The organism is Pyxidicoccus caerfyrddinensis (assembly GCF_010894405.1).
GTDB classification, from domain to species: Bacteria; Myxococcota; Myxococcia; order Myxococcales; family Myxococcaceae; genus Myxococcus; species Myxococcus caerfyrddinensis.
Genome location: NZ_JAAIYA010000007.1, coordinates 399,553 through 417,048, shown reverse-complemented (window position 1 = coordinate 417,048; position 17,496 = coordinate 399,553). Strand labels below are relative to the sequence as shown.

General features: G+C 70.6%; 15 protein-coding genes. 8 read left to right on the top strand and 7 right to left on the bottom strand.

The features are described 5' to 3' along the window. The first annotated feature begins 104 nt into the window (after window positions 1–104). Window positions 105–1,262, top strand: coding sequence for an FAD-dependent oxidoreductase (locus G4D86_RS19415; protein ID WP_163995462.1), 1,158 nt, complete (start codon window positions 105–107; stop codon window positions 1,260–1,262). 154 nt (window positions 1,263–1,416) lie between these two features. Here G4D86_RS19415 and G4D86_RS19410 read toward each other — a convergent pair whose 3' ends face one another. The 5 genes from G4D86_RS19410 to G4D86_RS19390 form a co-directional block, all read right to left on the bottom strand. Beyond that, window positions 1,417–1,926, bottom strand: a complete 510-nt coding sequence (locus G4D86_RS19410; RefSeq protein ID WP_163995461.1) for a DUF2378 family protein — start codon at window positions 1,924–1,926, stop codon at window positions 1,417–1,419. Window positions 1,927–2,212: 286 nt separating this feature from the next. Then, window positions 2,213–4,327 (bottom strand): Kelch repeat-containing protein, encoded by a 2,115-nt coding sequence (locus G4D86_RS52150; RefSeq protein ID WP_205519636.1) that lies wholly within the window; start codon window positions 4,325–4,327, stop codon window positions 2,213–2,215. A gap of 99 nt (window positions 4,328–4,426) precedes the next feature. Further along, the gene (locus G4D86_RS19400) at window positions 4,427–5,968 is read right to left on the bottom strand and encodes a caspase family protein (RefSeq protein ID WP_163995460.1); all 1,542 of its coding nucleotides are present in this window, start codon (window positions 5,966–5,968) and stop codon (window positions 4,427–4,429) included. Next, on the bottom strand, window positions 5,965–6,741 hold the full coding sequence (locus G4D86_RS19395; protein ID WP_163995459.1) for a DUF4384 domain-containing protein: 777 nt from the start codon (window positions 6,739–6,741) through the stop codon (window positions 5,965–5,967). Before G4D86_RS19395 ends, G4D86_RS19400 begins: the two co-directional genes overlap by 4 nt. After that, window positions 6,738–7,220, bottom strand: a complete 483-nt coding sequence (locus G4D86_RS19390; RefSeq protein WP_163995458.1) for an RNA polymerase sigma factor — start codon at window positions 7,218–7,220, stop codon at window positions 6,738–6,740. The genes G4D86_RS19395 and G4D86_RS19390 overlap by 4 nt, the downstream gene beginning before the upstream one ends. A gap of 281 nt (window positions 7,221–7,501) precedes the next feature. On the opposite strand from G4D86_RS19390, the gene G4D86_RS19385 reads away from it, so the two are divergent. The 7 genes from G4D86_RS19385 (at window position 7,502) to G4D86_RS19355 (ending at window position 15,631) form a co-directional block, all read left to right on the top strand. Further along, a complete protein-coding gene (locus G4D86_RS19385; protein ID WP_163995457.1) occupies window positions 7,502–8,368 on the top strand; it encodes a WGR domain-containing protein in 867 nt (288 codons plus the stop codon). Window positions 8,369–8,392: 24 nt separating this feature from the next. Continuing rightward, window positions 8,393–8,803 (top strand): hypothetical protein, encoded by a 411-nt coding sequence (locus G4D86_RS19380; protein WP_163995456.1) that lies wholly within the window; start codon window positions 8,393–8,395, stop codon window positions 8,801–8,803. After that, a complete protein-coding gene (locus tag G4D86_RS19375; RefSeq protein ID WP_163995455.1) occupies window positions 8,800–9,516 on the top strand; it encodes a hypothetical protein in 717 nt (238 codons plus the stop codon). The genes G4D86_RS19380 and G4D86_RS19375 overlap by 4 nt, the downstream gene beginning before the upstream one ends. Before the next feature lie 133 nt (window positions 9,517–9,649). Beyond that, on the top strand, window positions 9,650–11,350 hold the full coding sequence (locus G4D86_RS19370; RefSeq protein WP_163995454.1) for a VWA domain-containing protein: 1,701 nt from the start codon (window positions 9,650–9,652) through the stop codon (window positions 11,348–11,350). Window positions 11,351–11,405: 55 nt separating this feature from the next. Next, a complete protein-coding gene (locus G4D86_RS19365; protein ID WP_163995453.1) occupies window positions 11,406–12,215 on the top strand; it encodes a hypothetical protein in 810 nt (269 codons plus the stop codon). Beyond that, the gene (locus tag G4D86_RS19360) at window positions 12,212–13,405 is read left to right on the top strand and encodes a substrate-binding domain-containing protein (RefSeq protein WP_163995452.1); all 1,194 of its coding nucleotides are present in this window, start codon (window positions 12,212–12,214) and stop codon (window positions 13,403–13,405) included. Before G4D86_RS19365 ends, G4D86_RS19360 begins: the two co-directional genes overlap by 4 nt. Window positions 13,406–13,654: 249 nt before the next feature. Next, window positions 13,655–15,631, top strand: coding sequence for a glycoside hydrolase family 88 protein (locus G4D86_RS19355; protein ID WP_240360342.1), 1,977 nt, complete (start codon window positions 13,655–13,657; stop codon window positions 15,629–15,631). Between the two features lie 58 nt (window positions 15,632–15,689). On the opposite strand, the gene G4D86_RS19350 is transcribed toward G4D86_RS19355, so the two are convergent. Then, window positions 15,690–16,571, bottom strand: a complete 882-nt coding sequence (locus G4D86_RS19350) for an aldo/keto reductase (RefSeq protein ID WP_163995451.1) — start codon at window positions 16,569–16,571, stop codon at window positions 15,690–15,692. Between the two features lie 62 nt (window positions 16,572–16,633). Beyond that, a complete protein-coding gene (locus tag G4D86_RS19345) occupies window positions 16,634–17,434 on the bottom strand; it encodes a M14 family metallopeptidase (RefSeq protein WP_163995450.1) in 801 nt (266 codons plus the stop codon). Window positions 17,435–17,496: the final 62 nt, after the last annotated feature.

Below are 17,496 nucleotides of genomic sequence, written 5' to 3'. Positions count from 1 at the left end.
CGCGACGCTCGGTTGATCCAATACGCCGACGTGGCTTCGGGGTTCCAGGCGCGTGGCTTTCGATCCGATTGCATAGGTACCTATTTATTATTAGTAAGGGGCCTATGCAAACTGGAAAGCGCATTGGAATCGTGGGTGGAGGGCCGGGAGGGCTGACGCTCGCGCGAATCCTGGCGACGCGGGGCATCGGCTCCACGGTGTTCGAGCTGGACGAGCACCGGCTGTCGCGCCCGCAGGGCGGCTCGCTGGACCTGCACGCGGACTCGGCCCTGGTCGCGCTGCGCCACGCCGGGCTCGAAGCGGGGTTCAAGGCGCTCGCGCGCTACGAGGACCAGGGCGACGCGCTCTACGACGACCAGGGGACGCTGCGCTTCTCCCTGGGCGGAGACCTGGACGGTGACCGGCCCGAGATTGACCGCGAGCACCTGCGCACGCTCCTGCTCGACAGCCTGCCGCCGGAGACGATTCGGTGGGGAAGCAAGGTGCGCGCGGTGGAGCCCTTGCCGGATGGGCGCCATCGCGTCGTGGGTGCCCGCGGCTCGCTCGGGGAGTTCGACCTCGTGGTGGGCGCGGACGGTGCGCGGTCCAGGGTGCGACCGCTCGTGTCGGATGAGGAGCCTCGCTACACGGGGGTGTTGTTCGTCGAGCTGAGCATCGACGATGTGGACGCGCGGCATCCCGACATCGCCGCACTCATCCCTCGTGGCAAGGTTTCCGTGGTCGGCGACTGCCTGAGCCTCATCGCGCAGCGCAGCAGCAACGCGCACGTCCGCGTCTACCTCATGTTCCGCGTGGCCGAGGACTGGCTCCAGCAGGGCGGGGTGGACCTGTCCTCCCCCAGGCGTGCTCGCGAGACGCTCAAGGCGCGCTTCGCCGGGTGGTCGCCTTCGCTGCTCCGGTTCATCGACGTGTGCAATGACACCATCGTCCCGCGACCCATCATCGCGCTCCCGGTGGGGCACCGGTGGACGCACCGGCCGGGCGTGACGCTGCTGGGAGACGCGGCGCATGTCATGCCGCCATTCTCCGGCGAGGGCGTGAACATGGCCATGCTGGATGCGGCGGAATTGGCGCTGGGGCTCGTCGAGGATTCCGACTGGAGTCGCGCGGTGGCGGCCTACGAGGCGCGCATGTTCGCGCGGGCCGCCGAAGCAGCGGCGGGCGCGATGGAGGGGCTCGACTTCGTGTCGGAGCACGCGCTCGCGCACGTGCTCGGGCACTTCGAGGAAATCCAGCGGATGGTGGACGCTGCCCATCCCTGAGCCGGAAGCCCGTGCCCCATGGTGGGCCTCCACGGCTGGAGGGTCCGCACCGTGTCCGGGACGGCGCTGCTCGTGGCGGGGAGCGCGCCTCCCATGGTCAGGACCCACTCGAGCCAGCGAGTCGCGGAGTCGACCCGTCCGCGCGCGTCGGGCCCTACAGGCCCACGTGGAAGGTGGTGAGGGCGCGGCCCTCGTCGTGGTCGGCGAGGGTCAGCCGCGCGGTGGGGGCTCCGCCGTGCTGGAAGGCGTAGGTGAGCAGGCCCCGCGCGAAGTGGGGTGGGTCCGCCAGGCGGCGCGGGTGGTGGGTGAATTCGAGCACCGGGTGCAGCCGCAGCTCCCAGCCGCCCTCGTCGCCGTGGGGACGCACGGAGACGTCGAGGAAGTTGTTGGTGGAGCGCAGCGTGCGAGACAGGCGCAGCAGCATCTGCTCGGTGCCCACCACCTGGGCGAAGCCCTGGAGCACCGTGCCCATGCGCGCCTGGATGAATCGTGCGGCGAAGGCGTGGCCCAGGGCGTACTCCGCCTCGTCGCGCTCCAGGTGGGGCAGGGTGGTGCCCGCCAGCATGCGGATGGTGGCCGGCCACACCGAGCAGGGGTAGGCCGCGTACAGGGGGCGGCTGGCGAAGACGCCCTGCCGCTCCAGGGCTTTGAGGGTGAGGGGCATCAGCGGCGCTGCTGTCGCCAGCAGGGGTGTCCAGCGCGTAGCCGAACACCATGGGCTCGCGGCAGGGGGCCCGCATCGTTGCCAGTGTCATGAGGTCGCTCTTTCGGTCGGGAGCGCCTTCGCGCTCCAGGAATGAGCGGGAGACTGCCGTCCCCGGCTGTCCCTGGTGTTGCGCGTGTATGAAGAAGCGTTAACCGGCATGCTCGCCGCCAGTCAGAGCGAATCTGCTTCAGCGCAGGCCCGCGTGGTGCCATTCGGTGACACCACGTGGGCCTCTGCTCAAACTTCAGTCAGAGGAGCCTTGGGGGGCCCACTCCCAGGTGTCGTTGAGATCGACGTACACGTTGGCGCTCTTCCTCTCCATTCCCCCGAAGAGGACGACGCGCTGACGGGCCGAGTCGTACGCCAGCGCGGGGTTCCTGCGCGCGCCAGGAGCAGCGGCGGGAGCTTTCTGCTCCCAATTCGTGCCGTCCCACTCCCAGGTGTCGTCCCAGTATCTTTCCGTCCCTGACCCTCCGAAGAGGACGACACGTTGACGGGCCGAGTCGTACGCCAGGGCGTGGCCCGTGCGAACGCCAGGAGCAGCAGCGGGAGCTTTCCGCGCCCAGTTCGTGCCGTCCCACTCCCAGGTGTCGTTGAGCACGACGAACTCGCTGACGCTCTTTCTCTCCGACCCTCCGAAGAGGACAACGCGCTGACGGGCTGAGTCGTACGCCAGGGCGTGGCCCTGGCGAGCGCCAGGCGCAGTGGCGGGAAATATCTGAACCCAGCTCGTGCCGTCCCACTCCCAGGTGTCGCCCACCGGGACGCTGAACCTCTGCCCCCCGAAGAGGACAACGCGCTGACGGGCCGAGTCGTACGCCAGCGCGTGGCGGTCGCGTGCGTACGGAGGATTGCTGGGAGATGCCTGCACCCAGTTCGTGCCGTCCCACTCCCAGGTGTCGTCCAACAGGTCGCTCTCTCGAGACCCTCCGAAGAGGACAACGCGCTGACGGGTCGAGTCGTACGCCAGCGCGTGGTAGGCGCGTGACCTGGGAGCCGCGGCGGGAGCTTTCTGCTCCCAATTCGTGCCGTCCCACTCCCAGGTGTCGTTGAGGGGCTGAGCAAGCTGCACGTCGAACCCCCCGAAGAGGACGACGCGCTGACGGGCCGGGTCGTAGACCATCGCGGAGCCTCTGCGTATGGAGGGGACGGTGGACGGGTGGGCCTGGCTCCATGGCGGGCTGTTCGTCGCACAGCTTCCGTTCACGCAGGTGTGCCCGCCGGCGCACGCCACCGTTTGGGGGGAGTAGCTGCACGTTCCGGTGGACGGAGCGCAGGTGCCGGGCGAGACGTACTGCTGCACCGTGGTGGCATCGAGACAGGTGGAGGCCGGAGGCTGGTTGCAGGTGACGTCCTGGCACAGGTTGACGCACGCCCCCGCCTGGCATACCGACTCGCCGGCGCACGCCACCGTTTGGGGGGAGTAGCTGCACGTTCCGGTGGACGGAGCGCAGGTGCCGGGCGAGACGTACTGCTGCACCGTGGTGGCGTCGAGACAGGTGGAGGCTGGAGGCTGGTTGCAGGTGACGTCCTGGCACAGGTTGACGCACGCCCCTGCCTGGCATACCGACTCGCCGGCGCACGCCACCGTTTGAGGGGAGTAGTTGCACGTTCCGGTGGACGGAGCGCAGGTGCCGGGCGAGACGTACTGCTGCACCGTGGTGGCGTCGAGACAGGTGGAGGCCGGAGGCTGGTTGCAGGTGACGTCCTGGCACAGTCCGGAGGGAACCACCGGGAGGATATGGATGTCGCTGAAGATGAATCCACAGATGCCTCCGCCTCCTCCGCAGATGGGCCAGGGCGAACTGAGCTGGAGCGAAGCGCTCCCGAGGTCTTGCAGTGCAGCGGCCGGGATCTCCACCTCCAGCGTGTCGGTGCTCCGGACCGTCGTGGGATAGGTGCTCTGCTCGAACTCGGCCTGGGTGCCGATGACGAAGTTGCGGCCCGTCACCGTCAAACGGACAGGCCCCTCGGGCTTCGCTGGGAGTGCCTCCGGGCTGATGGAGAGGAGTTCCTGCCTGGGATAGGGCAGCGACCTGGCCGAGGACGAGGCTCCCTGCGCACTCCGCACGGTGACTTCATCTACGACTTCGTCCGACCAGATGTCCGTCGTCACCGACAGCACGGCGGTCAGCTCCGCGGCGCTCACGAAGGTGGTCGGCAGTGCCCGGTCCTTCCAATACACGGCGCAGGCGTCGGTGAACCGCGAGCCTCTCACCTGCACCCGAACCGTCGTGCCGTCCACGTTTTCGAACGTCGTGGTCACGGCTTCCAACTGTGGCTGGGGGCCCAGCCAGCCCTTCACCCCGGGCCCGCATGCGCTCAGCAGCCCGAGCGCCAGCGCCCACAGCATTCCCATCCAATGTTGCCTCACGGCTTCCCTCTCATGGCAATGAACGTGTCTCGCCGAGAAGAACCCCTGAGGGCAGGAGATTGCGCAGCGACGCCGGGAGGGTCCTCACCTGAGTCCCACCCTCAGCCCCAGGTCCATGCCAGGGAAGAGACCGAGGGTCGGCTTTTCGTCCCGACGCATGATGGCCAGCGGCACCCTGCCACCCACGTGCAGGGCCACCCGGGGAAACAGCCACCAGGAGAGCGCGGCGGCGGGGCCCAGCGATGGCGCGAGCGTCCAGCCCACCTGTCCCTCCGAGGATTGCCGCAAGAACTGCACGCCCGCCTCCGGGCCCGCGGAGGCCTCGAAGGCGCCACGCCGGGCGCCCCACTGGTAGCCCACGACCAGGGCCGCTGCGAACTCGCGGCCCTCGGGACGGACGCCGCGGGCCAGCTCCAGGGCCACCGTGGGCCCGGTCGGAGCCATGCCGCTCCCCTCTGCGCGCAACGCCTGCAAGGGGCCCAGGCCCCTGGCCGCGGCGTCTCGAATGCCTCCACCCAGGGCGATGCGCAGCGCCGGGAGCACGGGGGCGGAAGGTGTCTCGGAGCCCTTGGCTCTGGCCACGGTGTCGCTCGGGGCCACCAGGTCGAGCTCCTCCCAGCGCACGCGCCGCACCTGGCCCGCGGGCGCGCTCACGGTCGCGCTGTGTTGTTGGCCGCCCCTCCACATCCGGAGCTCGTAATCACCTGAAGGGATGGCCAGCCGCGGCACCGCCCCCGGGCCGAGCTCCGCCAGCACCAGCCCCTGGCCCGGCCGACGCAGCAGCACACGCTGGAAGTCCGGTGGCAGCTCCAGGACCGCGCCCGGGCGGGTGAGCTGGGTGAGCACGAAATCGCCCTTGCCCGTGAGCTGATAGTCATAGACGGGGTGCTGTCCGCCCAGGAGCACGTCGGCCGTCGCGGAAACGGTATGGGCATAGGCGTACTGATAGGCCTCCGCCAGCGTCACCAGCCCATCCCCCGACACGTCCGCCGCTCCGCGCAGCCCGGAGACCAGATGGTGGGTGAAGAAGGAGCCGCCCACCTCGCGAGACTCGAGCGCCATCTCATTCTCCGCGCTGGAGCTGAGCAGTGCCTGGCCCGTGCTGTGGAGCTCGTCTGTCAATTGCAGCTCGAAGCCCGGCCCCGGACGCCCTCCCTTGAGCCGCAACAGGGCGCCACTGCGGCAGCTGTCGACGATGGCCACCCGCACGTCGGCCTGCGTCTCCGCCAGCCAGCGCCGCAGGTCCGCGTAGGGCAGCCGCTCGCGACCGAGCTCCAGCGAGGCCCCATCCGAGTGTCCGGAGAAGTAGAAGAGCACCACCACGCGGGTGTCGGGTGTCGCGCGCGCGGCGGACACGCGCCGTGCCACCTGGGCCAGCGCGTCTCGCACCGAGGCCAGGTTGCGTCCCTGCAGGAGGTGGAGGTTCTCCGGCGCCACATCTCCCAGCTCGGTCAGGACTCCGGCGAGCTTGGCGGCGTCCTTCTCCGCGTAGCGCAGGGAGGGACGCTCGCCGCTGCCGCCATTGTTGCCCACCAGCACGGCCAGCCGCAGCGTTTCGGCGTGGGCGGGCCCGCGGGCCGTGAGGATGACGAGGACGCACAGGAGGTTGCGAGCGAGCGGAGTCACGGCGGGGTTTTCTCCCGGGCCTTCTCGAAGAGGAAGGAGTCCTGGGCAGCGACGGCAATGGGAATCCGGGTGCGGGCGCGAATGGCCTGGGCACCGCCGGCCGCGAGCTCGTGAAGGGCTGGCTTCACGGCGGCGAAGGAGAGGGGCTTGCGGGAGAAGAGGACGAAGAGGCGCTCGGGGCCGGGGGCGGGGTCCAGCACCACGCTGCCCGGGAGCTCGACCAGCTCTTGTTGCGGAATGGAGGCGCTCTGGTCCGCACCGAAGGGATGGTACGCGCTCACCTGGCCGGTCCCATCCACGGACACCAGCAGGACATAGGGCAGGCCACCGGAGCCGACCCGGAAGCGCACCTGGTCTCCCGCCGCGAGGACTTCGCCATCCTGCACCTGCCAGGTGCGCTCGCCGCGATGGGCGAAGACCTGGAGCACCGGAGCGCCCTTCACGCCATACTCGGGCTCCTCCTCCGGTGCCACCGGCGGTGCCACCGGGTGCACCAGCATCAGCACGGTGGCGGAGACGGCGGCCAGCGCGGGGAGTGCCCAGCGCCACGCAGTGTGCCAGGCGGGAGCGCGCCGGAGCGCGGCCGCGGTGTGCGGCACGACGTGGGTCGTGAAGTGCTGGCGCAGGGATGCGAGCTCCTCCGCGCGGGCCCGGCAGGTGGCACAGGTCTCCAGGTGCTTCACAGCCGCCGCATGCCGGTCAGGGGGCAGCGCGTTCAGCGCGAAGGCATCGAGGGTGAATGGGGAGAGATGAGCGGAGGTGGGGTCCATCATGGGCCTCTCTCGGTGAAGGCTTCGGCATGGCGCTGGAAGTCCGCGAGGCGGTTGACGACCGTGCGTCGCGAGATGCCCAGCACCTGGGCGACCTCGTCCTGGGTCATTCCGTCTGCGTGGTGGAGCCAGGCCACCTCCGCCACCTTGGGAGTCGCGGTGGAGATGAGGCGGCGGGCGAGGTCATGGTCCTCGAGGAGCCGCTCCATATCGCGGCCCGGGACCTCGGGAAGGTCGCCCATCGACTCCGCGCGGCGGCCGCGGTCTCTCACTTGGTTGAGACAGTAGTTGGTGGCCACGCGGTAGATCCACGCGAGGGCCTGCTGGGTATCCGAAGCCCGGTCCAGGCGCTGCTGGAGGCGCAGGAAGGTCTCCTGGGCCGCGTCCGCGGCGGAGGCCTCGTCACCGAGGATTTGCCGGCACCGGGCGTACAGGAAGGGTCCGTAGGTGCGGTACAGCTCGAGGATGCGTTCGTCGGCCATGGTGGTGCCCAGCGGGGCAGTTCTCTATCAACACCGGGCCCCCTGGGATTGCGCAAATCCTCCAGTCGAATGGATGAAGGCCCACGGCGCAGCCCTCGCACCGCACCCGTGCAAAGCCGTGCGCCAGCACGCCGCACTCCAGGTACTTCGAGAAGTCCCGCTCCACGTACCGGGGCACCCCCGGCCCACCTCCCGAATCGCAATGCCGAGCCTGAGCCTTACCGGACTTCCCTGAAGCAGGTTAGCGTGAGCCGGACGCCGTCGCCCGAGGAGGGAGCGCCATGCGCAGGTTCGAGTTCGTCGAGGGCAGCAGCTCCAAGTTCTGGGAGCCGGAGCTCAAGGGCAGCACCTTCACCGTCACGTTCGGCCGCATCGGCACCGCGGGCCAGCGCAAGGAGAAGGCGTTCCCCGACGAGGCCTCCGCCCGCCGCGAGTACGAGAAGAAAGTCGCCGAGAAGCAGCGCGAGGGCTACGTCGAGGTGACGGCCGGCGCCGCGGCCACCCCCGCCGCGCCCCCGCCGCCTCCGAAGCCCGAGAAGGCCCCGCTGCCCCGCCGCGTGCCGCGCGCCAGCCCCACGCCCGAGGCCGTGAAGGCCGCCGCCGACGCGCTCGCCGCCCTGCGCGCCCGGCTCGGGTGGCGCAGCTGGGAGGTGACGTCCCGTGCCCGTCGCGCCCGTCGTACCCTGCGCGCGCTCGGCGGCGTGGACCCGGCGGCGCACCCGGAGCTCGGGGCCACCTTCACCGCGCTGATGGAGCGCGTGGTGGCGCCGCCGAAGGAGGGCCGCCTGCCGCTGCGGCACGCGCTGTCGCTGCTGGGCGCGGTGGACGTGGCGGCCTTCATCCGTGCCACCGAGGTCTGGCGGCGCGCCACGGCACCGGCCGCCCCCGCCGCCACCGCCGTCTCCCAGCAGGCCGCGTCCCTGGGCGAGCCCGAGCTGGCGCTGCGCCTGGGCATGTTGCTGGCCGAGCGCCCGGGCCTCACTGGCGGCCTGTCCGAGGAGGGCTGGGCGAAGCGCTGGGCGGAGCTGCGGCCCCACGTGGAGTCACACCTGACCTCCGCGGGTGGTTCGCTGGCGGCCTGGGTGAAGGGCGTGGACGCCGGGAGCGACGCGCACCTGTCCAAGCGACTGGCCCGCCTGGAGGCCTGAGCCGGCGGTGCTACCGTGGGGTGCATGACGAGCACCACCCCACGAGGGCTGCTGGCGGCGTTGCTGCTGCTGGCGGCAGGCTGTGCCTCCGAGAGCGGCGCGACGCGCGGAGGCAACACGACGGACTCCGCCGCGCAGGAGCTGGAAGCACGCAACCAGGCACTGCGCGAGGAGCTGCGCCGCAAGCAGGCGGAAATCGAGCAGTCCTTCGCCGCCACCACCCAGGCGGAGGCCGCCGCCGGGCTGCGCGGACTGGACTGCGCGGGCGTCACCCCCGCTAGCGCTCCCGCGAAGGGCCAGCCGCGCTCCGGCACCGTCCACTCGAAGGTGAAGCTGAGCCACCGCGCCTTCCAGATGACGCCGAGCTTCTCCGCCGCCCGCACCAACGGAGGCTGGAAGGTGTCCCCGGGCAACTGCCAGGTGTCCCCGCAATGAGCGCGCGAACGAAGCTGTGCGCCGCGTGGGGGCTGCTCACCGCCGCCGTGCTGCTCGGGGGCTGCGCCGCGGACCCGCGCGTCCGGATGAAGGCACTGAAGGACGAGAACGGGCAGCTCACCCGCGAGGTGCAGGCCGCCGACAATGCCGTGCAGGCCTCCGCCGCGTACCTCGAGGAGCTGCAGTCCCCGGCGAAGGCGAACGGGGCCTTCTCGCTCTACTTCACGCCCGAGGCGCTGGACCGGATGGCGACGCAGATGGTGCCGTACCGGATGCCCGGCCGCGACTTCAACAGCAAGCTCCAGGGCGAAATCGTCGTGGAGCGCGTGACGGACTTCCAGTTCCTCTCCCGCAACCGGCTGCGCTGCAAGGCGCACATGCGCGGCGAGAAAATCAAATACACCGGCAGCGTGCCGTCCTTCGCGAAGGGCCAGGTGAAGGACTTCGAGCAGGCCGTCACCAAGGGCGCCATCGCCGACCTGGAGGTGCAGCTCACGCTGGACGGCGCCCGGGTGCTGGCCCGCGCCCAGGCCACCGACATCCGCCTCAAGGCGAAGCGCGACTCCAGCGCGGAGAGCCGCCTCCAGAGCGAGATGAACAACAAGGCGCTGCGCCTGCCGCTGGTGTTCGACATGACGCTCCAGGCCAGCGGTGCCGCGCCGCGCCGCCTCATGGTGACGGGCAACCACGTCGTGGTCACCTACGCCCCATAAGCGGGCAGGCCCCTTTCGTGACGTTGCTGTGACAGGGGTGCAAAGACGAGGTGAGCTAGAGGTGGGGCTCCTTGTGGTGTGACGTCGGGACGTTTCACAGTGGTGACCGACGCCGCAGGGGGAGAACCCGCCGATGTGGAAGCTTCAACTGGGATGTCTCGCGCTGGCACTGCTGGCGGCCTGCAAGTGCGGTGGTGGTGGCTCGTCGGGTGAGACGGGCTCCACCGGCCGTGCGGCCGCGAAGCCCGCCAACGCGGTGGTGCTCACCGTCGCCTACGGCAGCGAGAAGAAGACCTGGCTGGAGGAGCAGGCGCGCGCCTTCGAGGCCAGCGGCGCCACCACGAAGTCCGGCCGCCCCATCCGCGTCGAGGGCAAGGCCATGGGCTCGGGCGAGGCGGTGCAGGAAATCGTCTCCGGCCGGCTGAAGGCCCACGTCTACAGCCCCGCCTCCAGCGCCTACCTGCCCCTGCTCAACAGCGCGTGGATGCAGGGCACCGGTCGCACGCAGCCGGTGGTGGGGCCGGGCGAGCCGGTGCTCCTGTCCCCCATCGTCATCGCCATGTGGAAGCCCATGGCGGAGGCGCTCGGCTGGCCCGGCAAGCCCATTGGTTGGGCGGACCTGATGAAGGTGGCCGCGAACCCCCAGGGCTGGTCCGCCTACGGCCATGCCGAGTGGGGCCGCTTCAAGCTGGGCCACACCCACCCCGAGTTCTCCAACTCCGGCCTGCTGTCGGTGCTCGCCGAGGCGTACGCGGGCGCGGCCAAGACGCGCGGGCTGCGCGCCGCGGACGTGGAGTCGCCGAAGACGCTGGAGTTGCTCCAGCAGATTGAGGGCACGGTGGTGCACTACGGCAAGTCCACCGGCTTCTTCGCGGACAAGATGCTCCAGCGCGGCCCGGGCTACATCTCCGCCGCGGTGCTCTACGAGAACCTCGTCATCGAGTCGTACGGGAAGCAGACGGATGCGCCCTTCCCGCTGGTGTCCATCTACCCCGTGGAGGGCACCTTCTGGTCGGACCACCCCTACGCGACGCTGGACGCGGAGTGGGTGGGCCCCGAGGAGCGCGAGGCCGCGGACGCCTTCCTGGGCTTCCTCAAGGGCCGCCCCGCGCAGGAGCGCGCGCTGGCGCTGGGCTTCCGTCCGGCGGACCCGGCCGTGTCCATTGGCGCGCCGGTGGACGCGGCGCATGGCGCGGACCCGAAGCAGCCGCAGACGCTGCTGGAGGTGCCGGAGGCGGACGTGCTGGAGAAGTTGCTCGCGGTGTGGCGCCAGACGAAGAAGCCCACCGACGTCATCTTCGTCTTCGACAAGTCCGGCAGCATGCAGGGCCGCCCGCTCGCCGAGGCGAAGGTCGGCGCGAAGCGCTTCCTGGAGACGCTGTCGGACCGGGACGAGGTGACGCTGCTGTTCTTCGACAACAACGTCTATCAGCCGGTGGGCCCCCTCGCGCTGGACGCCCAGGGCCGCGCGGAGCTGGCCAGCCGCATCGACAACACCATCGCCTCGGGAGGCACCGCGCTGTACGGCGCCACCGACGCCGCCTACAAGGCGGCGCTGGCCCGCGCGCGGCAGTCCCCGGGCCGCATCCACGCCGTCATGGTGATGACGGACGGGCGCGATGAGAGCAGCACCCTCACGCTCGCCCAGCTCAAGCAGGGCCTTGGCTCCAGCGACGAGCAGGACGCCGCGGTGCGCGTCTTCACCATCGCCTACGGCGACGGCGCGGAGGGCGGGGTGCTGGACGGCATCGCGGAGGCGGGCAAGGGCTCCAGCGCGAAGGGCAGCGTCGAGGACATCGTCCAGGTGTACCGGGACATGGCGTCGTTCTTCTAGGACGGGCAAGGGCACGGGACGGACATGGCCGGCGGCGCACGAGACAGGGAACGCAATGGCCGAGCGTGAGTCCGCGCTGGTGCGGCACTTCCCCCGCGTGCTGGCGCGCTCGGCGGCAGGCGCCGTCAACCTGACGGTGGCGGGGGCCGGGGCGCTGAGCGCGGCGGCGCTCCACTCGTGGCCCGTGCTGGCGCTGGGCGGTGTGGCCTACGCGGCGCTGGTGGCGTGGGACCTGGCCACGCCCGGCTTCTGGCGCGAGACGCTCAGCGGAAACTCGAAGGAGGAGGTCTCCGCCCGCCTGCCCGACGCGGACTCGCTGCGAGACGCCCGCGTGCGCGACGCGGTGCGGGCCATCGCCGCCGCGCGCGCCCAGTTGGAGCGCACGCTGAAGGAGGCGCCGGAGTCGGTGCGCTCGCACCTGGAGCTGGTGCTCTCCTCGCTGCACGAGCTGGAGGGGCGCGCGGCCCGGCTGGCGGTGCGGGGCGAGGAGCTGGCGCGCTTCCTGGGCCAGGTGGACCCGGGGGCGGTGCGCGAGCAGCTCCGCCTGGCCGCGCAGCAGGCGGCGGGCACGCGCGACGCGGAGGCGCGGGCCCAGTACGAGAGCGCCCGCGCGGCCCGCGAGGAGCAGCTGTCGGCCCTGGTGGACATCGACGCGGCGCGCGAGCGGGTGCTCGCCAACCTGTCGCGCATCGCCGCCACGTACCAGGGGCTGCCCGCGAAGGTGATGCGCCTGCACGCGCTGGATGCGCAGGCCACGGAGAGCATGTACGGGGACCTCAACGAGGAGCTGGGCCGGATGAATGGAGAGCTCGGCGCCTTCGAGGAGACCCTGAAGTCCTTCCATGAGGTGCGAGTCGGCACATGAAGCCCAAGGTCCTCATCATCATCGGGTTCCTCGCCGCGGTCGGCGGGGTCTTCTATCTGACCTCCCAGCGAGGCGTGGGGCCCCAGGGCGGCACCGCCCCTCAGGGCTCCGAGCCGGCCGCGCGCGGTGAGGTGACGGAAATCTCCTTCCTCTACAGCACGGAGAAGAAGGACTGGGTGGAGTCCGCCGCGGCGTCGTTCCAGCGCGAGCACCCGGACATCAAGGTCAACCTCGTGGGCAAGGGCTCGCTGGACGCGGCGCAGGCCATCCTCGACGGCCGCGAGAAGCCCACCGTGTGGAGCCCCGCGGACAGCGCGGTGCTGCGCATGCTGGAGTCGGACTGGGCCACCGACCCCTCGCGCGGGCCGCTCTTCGCCACCGACGGCGAGGGCGCGCCGCAGCCGCTGGTGATTACGCCGCTCGTCTTCGTCGTGTGGGAGGACCGGGCGGAGGTGCTGCAGAAGGCCAACGAGGGGAAGACCGTGTCGTGGAAGGCCATCCACAAGGCGGTGGCCAGCGACCAGGGCTGGCCCGCCATTGGCGGCAAGCCGGAGTGGGGCTTCGTGAAGCTGGGCCACACGGACCCGACGCGCTCCAACTCCGGCCTCCAGGCGCTGCTGCTGGCGACGCTGGAGTACTACAACAAGCGCAGCGGGCTGACGGTGGGGGACTTGCTGGACCCGAAGTACCAGGAGTGGATGAAGCAACTCGAGAAGGGCGTCACCCGCTTCGAGACGTCCACCGGCACCTTCATGACGGACATGGTTCGCTTCGGCCCGTCCAAGTACGACATCGCCGTGGTGTACGAGAACCTGGCGATTTCGCAGATTGCCAACGCGCAGGGCCGCTGGGGCAACCTGAAGGTCTACTACCCGGCCCTCACGCTGTGGAGCGACCACCCCGCGGCGGTGCTGCAAGGGGACTGGGTGACGCCGAAGCAGAAGGCGGCGGCGCTGGAGTGGCTGCGCTACCTGCGCAGCCGGCCCGTGCAGGAGCGCGCGCTGACCTTCGGCTTCCGGCCCGCGGACCCGGCGGTGCCGCTGAAGACGCAGGACGCGAGCAACCCCTTCACGCGGCTCGCGTCGCACGGCATCCAGGTGGACGTGCCGCCAGTCGCGGAGGTGCCCGAAGGGCCCGTCGTCCGTAACCTGCTCACCATGTGGTCCCGCGTGGTGGCCGCGTCGCGGTAGGCCGGCCAGGCGGCCAGTGCCAGCTGTCAGGCCGACGACATCGTGACAATCCCTGACACGGGCCCGGGGACCCTCGTCCCTGGAGTCCGGAAGAAGTCACGGAGCCGGACTTCACATCGGCCTGGAATGCGCCCCATCCAGGTGCCCGCCACTTCGTAGACCGAGCAGCCGGACGGTTCGTCAGGGTGTGTCCCTGGCCGCACCGTGCGTACGCCGTCACCTTGCCGGGGTCGTATGGGAGGGGGACGCATGACATCCAGTCCGTATGTGAAACGATTTGTCGCGGTGCTGTGTCTGGGAATGCTGGCGCTGGTGCCTCGGGCGGAGGCCTTCAGCGACACGGACGCGGTGAAGGTGATTGGCTTCGCGCGCAGCCAGCTCGCGGACACCACGCGGGAGATGCCGGACTCGACGTGGTCGCCCAAGGCGGGCCTGTCGGACGGGACGTGGAGCCGGGAGCCCAACACGGACCTCATCGAGTGGACGCAGGGCTTCTTCCCCGGAAGCATGTGGTTCATGTTCCAGGTGGCCGGCGAGCCCCTGTGGAGGGACCGCGCGGACCGCTGGACGCGCGCGCTGGAGCTGCAGAAGACGAACCGGCAGACGCACGACCTGGGCTTCAAGCTCTTCCTCAGCTTCGGCAACGCGTACCGGCTCACGGGTGACACGTACTACCGCGACGTCCTGCTCACGGCCGCCGCGTCGCTCGCGTCCCGGTACAACTCGCAGGTGGGCATCATCAGCTGCTGCGACTGGAACTCCGCCTGGCAGGTGCCGCTCGTCACCGACACGATGATGAACCTGGAGCTGCTGCTGTGGGCGTCGCAGAACGGCGGCCGCCCGGAGTGGAGGACGATGGCCGTCAACCACGCGCTCCGGACGCTGCAGGACGCGGTGCGGCCGGATGGCAGCTCGTTCCACTACGTGGACTACAGCCGCACCACGGGGGCCATCCGCTCGAAGGGCACCTTCCAGGGATACTCGGCCAGCTCCACGTGGGCGCGCGGCCATGCGTGGCTCATCAACGGCTACACCATGGTGTACCGGTACACGGGGGACGTGCGGATGCTGGACGCGGCGCGGAAGGTGTCGGACTGGTACCTGGCCCGGCTGCCGGCGGACATGGTGCCCAACTGGGACTTCAACGCGCCCAGCATGTCGAAGGACTCGTCCGCGGCGGCCATCGTCGCCTCCGGGCTGCTGGAGCTGAGCGCCCTGGAGACGGATGCCACCCGCAGGACGCGCTACCGCGACGCGGCGCTGCGCATGCTCGACTCGCTGGTGTCGCCCGCGTACTTCGCGGAGGGCACCAACAGCCCGGGTCTGCTGCTGCACGGCGTGGGGAACTTCCCGGCGGGGCGGGAAATCAACACCACGCTCATCTACGGCGACTACTACTTCCTGGAGGCGGTGCTGCGCTTCAACCCGAAGCCGCCGTACCCCTGGTACTCGAAGACGTCCTTCTTCCAGAGCCAGCATTTGCTCGGCACCACGAACACCGGCGTGCGCACCATCGAGTTCGACATCAATCCGCGCGCCTTCCCGCAGGACGGCACGGTGGGCTACGCGGACAGCTCCACGGAGATTGCCGGGTACGGAAGCCAGCCGCTGACGGTGCGCATGAACACGGATGGCTACTTCGACGTGCGCAACGGAGGCGGCTACTCGACGCTCACGCGGGTGCCGTACGTCTCGGGGCAGACGTACCACGTGCGCATCCTCGTGGACCTGCCGGCGCAGCGCTACAGCGTCTGGGTCCGCCCGCCGGGAGGGAGCGAGATTCGGATTGCCGACCGCTATGTCTTCCGCACCGGGGCCCCGGCCATCAACGACATCGGCCGGGCGTCGGTGCGGACGGTCATCGAGGACAGTGACTTCCGCGTGCTGCGGCACACGGTGGTCGCCGGCTCGTCCGCGACGGCGGTTGCGCCCGAGCCCGAGGTCGAGGTGCTCACGGCCTCGCTGCTGGACCGCATGGGGAGCTCCGAGCGGGATGATGCGACTCGGGAGGACGGCGACGCCGCGGCGCCGCGCGAGGGAGACGGGCCTCCGGGTGTGGTGGAGGACGCCACGTCGCCGCCAGTCCCGGCTCCGGACGAGGGCGTGCCCGCCGTGGTGAGGAACGAGCCCAGCGGTGGCTGCGGCGTCACGGGGGCGGCCGCCCTCCCGCTGGCCCTGCTCGCGCTCGCGGGCCTGGCCCTGCGGCGCAGGCGCGCGTCGCGCTGAGTCCGGGCTGAGTCCGGCCTCCCTCCGCGATGTGCGCGCGGAGGGAGGCTGCGCCGTCTCAAATCATCCCGTCCCAGCCGTGGTCATTCCGGCGGAAGGCGTCGCGAATGGCGTCGACGAAGTCCGCGGGCAGCGGGCCCTGCTCCAGCGTGCGCAGGTTGCGCCGCAGGTTGTCCAGTCGTCCCGTGCCCACGATGCAGGTGGACACGCCGGGCACGTGGGCGGCGAAGCGCAGCGCCAGCTCGCTCCAGTCCAGGCCGCGCGAGTCCAGTGCCATGGTGCTCATCCGGTGCCAGTACTCACCGATGTCATGCGCGCTGGGACGCTCGTGGAAGCGCCAGGGCGTGTTGCCCAGGGGCCGCTTGGCGATGACACCCACGCCCTTCTCCCGGGCCCATGCCACGCCCCGGTCGATGGCGCGCTGGTCGAAGAGATTGACGGAGGTCTGCACCACGGTGAAGGCGCCCGTGCCCAGCGCATACTCCAGCGCGGCGTTGTCCCCGGAGTACGCGGCGGCGCGCACCTTGCCCGCCTCCACGGCGCGCACCAGGGCCTCAATCAACCCGGGCCGCTGGAGCACCTCCACGGGGCACGAGTGGAAGTGCACCACGTCGAGCACGTCGGTGCGCAGCCGCTGGAGGGCCAGGTCCACGCCGCGGGTGATGCACTCGGGCGTCCAGTCCTCCACGCCGGGCACGCCGTAACCGCACTTGGTGGAGAGGACGAACTCGGAGCGGCGGCCGTGCAGGTGCCGGCCGATGCGCTCCTCCGACAGTCCATAGCCGGGCGCCGTGTCGACGAGGTTGATGCCCGAGTCCAGCACACCGTGCAGCAGCGCGGCGGCGTCCGTCTCCGCGAGGTCTGGACTGCCCACGTGCCCCGCGCCAAAGCCGAGCACGGACACATGCAGTCCCGTCCTTCCCAGGGGGCGACGCTCCATGGAACCTCCTCGCGGGGCCCACGGGGCCGCGCTCCAGATGAGGTCCCCAGCATGTCACGGCGTCACCGGCCTCCGCGCGCCGCCAGGTCGATGAAGCCGCGAATCCAGATGAGATTCACGGCGTGGCACTTCGCCAGCGGCGCGGGCGTCGTGGTCTCCAACGTCGCCGCGTAGGGGACGCCCTGGCGCATGTACCAGTCGGTGACGCTGCCATCGTGGTACTCGATGAGGCCGTCCGCGTCGGTGACGTTGACCTCGTCCACCTTCTGGTTGCGCACCACGGTGACGTGGCGCGCCGCCGCGTCCACGATGGGCCGATAGGCGGCCTTGTTCCCGAAGGTGTACGCGTACGTCGCTTCACCCCCCAGGTAGTTGTCCTGGTGGATGTCGAGCGCGGCGTGCGGCGGCGGGAAGCGCGCCAGGTCCGAGCGCACCGCGCGCGTCTCCTTCGGGCCGCCGTCGAACAGCACCCAACGGAGGATGGGCTGCGGGCGGTTCAGCTCGCCCTTCCACTCGCCGGGTGTCACCTCGTAGCGCATGAAGTCGTTGTTGGGTTTCTCACCGCTGCGGTTGTAGCGGGTGCCGTCCTCGAAGCCGGAGGGGTTGATGCACGGGTAGACGCGCAGCCCCACGCCGCGCTCGCGCGCGTAGGCCACCACCTCCGGGAAGTGCTCGGCCAGCGTCAGCGGGCCGGCGGGCTCCTCCCCATGGAAGCCGGAGGTGATGACCAGCCAACGTTCGCCCGGCACGGTGAGCCGGAAGAGCGGGTACTCGAGGCCGCCTTCCGTGACGCGGCCGTACTCGGCGACCTCCGCGAGCGTCACGAAGGAGCGGATGCGCTGGGCGTAGTCGGTGTAGTTCACGGACTTGAAACTAGCCGTGGCGCATCTTGCCGCCCACCCATTCCCACCTCCGTACAGGGCCG